This is a genomic window from Actinomycetota bacterium (genome assembly GCA_018830725.1).
Classification (GTDB): domain Bacteria; phylum Actinomycetota; class Humimicrobiia; order JAHJRV01; family JAHJRV01; genus JAHJRV01.
In genome coordinates this window covers 1-2,211 of record JAHJRV010000171.1, presented here as the reverse complement: position 1 = coordinate 2,211, position 2,211 = coordinate 1, and the positions used below count along the sequence as shown (strand labels likewise).

2 protein-coding genes and 1 tRNA gene are annotated in these 2,211 nt (G+C 45.9%); 2 read left to right on the top strand and 1 reads right to left on the bottom strand.

Annotated elements, in window-relative coordinates; translation table 11 throughout:
• Window positions 1–55: 55 nt before the first annotated feature.
• A tRNA-Glu gene (locus KKC53_07355) sits at window positions 56–130 on the bottom strand.
• 80 nt (window positions 131–210) lie between these two features.
• Between KKC53_07355 and KKC53_07350 the strand changes: the two genes are divergently transcribed.
• Window positions 211–1,410, top strand: coding sequence for an FIST C-terminal domain-containing protein (locus tag KKC53_07350; protein ID MBU2598962.1), 1,200 nt, complete (start codon window positions 211–213; stop codon window positions 1,408–1,410).
• Window positions 1,411–1,414: 4 nt separating this feature from the next.
• Window positions 1,415–2,211 (top strand): hypothetical protein (locus KKC53_07345; GenBank protein MBU2598961.1); only part of this gene is annotated, 797 nt, incomplete at its 3' end.

The following is a 2,211-nucleotide window of genomic DNA, read 5'->3' as shown; positions in this document are numbered from 1 at the left end:
CAGCTTCTAAAGTTTACCCCGTTAGAGAACAAAGTTCTCTAACGGGGTAAAAATATAGCGCTAACGGGATTTGAACCCGTGTCTTCAGCTTGAGAAGCTGACATCCTAGGCCGAACTAGACGATAGCGCCAGTTTTCATATTTTAATAAAGAATGGTTGTAAGGTCAACTAATTTATTGACCCTACCCGAATATATGTTAAGATTTTACTATGCCCGTCTATGCCGGAGTAGGTATAAGCACCAACGAGGATTATAAATCTGCCGTAGCCGAAGCGGTCTCTCAAGCAAAGGTAAATTTAAATCAGGAAGAGATCTCTTTGGCTATCCTGTTTACTTCTTTTGAATTTGCCTTTTCTTATTTATTAAGGGCGATAGGCAACCTCATCGGCCCCGACGTGCCCTTGCTGGGAACGACCAGCAGCGCAATCTTAACCAAAGACGGGATTTTAAAACACGGTATAGCCATAGCGCTGATTAGCGCGAAAAACGCTTACTTTAACGTCGTCTCGGCAAAAAATGTGTTAGCCGACCTTTTCGCCGGAGGAGACCGCATCGGAAAACAGCTGTTGTTCGGAATGAAAGACGTCCAGCGTCGATTTTGTTTGATTTTTTCCGACGGACAAATCGTGGATAATGCCGCTTTTTTAAAAGGGCTCCAGCAAAGACTGGGCCGCAGCTTCCCGATAATCGGCGCAAACGCCGCATCCGACAACATATCCAACAAAACCTTTCAGTACTTCAATAGAGAAACCCTTACCAGAGGCGCCGTAGGCGTGCTCTGGGCGGGCAGGATAGGTTTCGGCCTGGGAATAAAGCACGGATGGAAACCCATCGGCAAACCTCATTTGGTAACGTCGTCGGATAATTTTATAATTAAAGAGATAGAAGAGAAACCGGCCGCGTCTTTATATCAAGATTATTTTGCCAAGGATATTCTGGAATTAAAAAAAGAGCTAAAGCGCATATCCTGCCTCTATCCTATCGGTATTAATATTTCCGGAGAGGAAGAATATTTATTGAGGAATATTCTGTTTATACGCGACGACGGCTCTTTGATCTGCCGCGGCGATGTGCCGGAGAACAGCCGGGTAAGATTAATGATCGGGACAAAAGAATCTTCTCTGGCTGCGACGGAAGAAGCGGCTCTTGAGGCAAAGCAATCCCTGAACATGCAGGCGTTCCCAAAGAAAGAGAAAGCGAGTATAATACTCGTATTTAATTCCGCTTCCCGGCTATATCTGCTGGGAAGACAATTTATGAAAGAATTGGAAATTATCGAATCCCATTTCCCGGGAACGCCGATACTGGGGCTGTGCACTTTAGGAGAACAGGCGCCTTTAAAAACAACCGATTTTGCCGGCAAGACCTATTGCCATAATCAAACTATCGCCATCCTGGCGATAAGCTAAAACGATGCCGAATCCGAACGCTATTTTATACTTATCGATCGCTATTACCCTGGTGGCGATTATCGTATTGGCCCTTATCAACATATTCAAAGCCGAAAGAATGCGGCAAATGCAGTTAACCATCGACCATCTGAAGAATTCTTTAGACCAGATGGACGAACAGGCAAAGTTAATCGTGCGCACCGACCTTGAGTTAAATAAAATCCAGGAAGAGCTGGATAAAAAGATTTCCGAGCTTTACACCCTGCAAGAACTCTCGCACGCCTTCACCACCACTTTGGACGAAAGAGAGATATTCAATCAGATTAAAACCGAGTATATAGAGGAACTGGGGATGCAGAAGGCCCTGGGGCTTATCTGGCAGGAGAAGGAACAAAAATTCCTGCTTTACCTGGCGCTCGGCTATCTTCAAAAAGACCTCGATAGAGTAACCGTCGAAGTCGATTCCAACGCAGAAACTTATCTAAAATTAATTAAAGAAGGCAAAACCATATCCTCCCGGAGCGCCGAAACCGAGCCTATATCCGGCCAGGAAATAAAAAGGCTCTTCGAAGTCAAGGCTTTCTGTCTTTCTCCGATTGTGCCCAAAGAGGGCGCTCACGGTTTTCTTTTTGTCGGCACCACGTCCGACGAGGTTCCGATTACCGAAGGCGACGAGGAGCTGATTACGATACTGGCTCACTCAATCGGGCAGGCCTTGGAGAACGCCCGTTTATTTGAAGCAACCTGGCGGGCCCAACAGGAATTAGAAAGAAGGGTTGAGCAAAGAACGCGGGAATTAACCGAGGTGGTGGAAGAATT

Excerpts from the sequence above, each read along its gene's own strand:
- KKC53_07350 (MBU2598962.1), top strand. The coding sequence starts at position 211 with ATGCCCGTCTATGCCGGAGTAGGTATAAGCACCAACGAGGATTATAAA.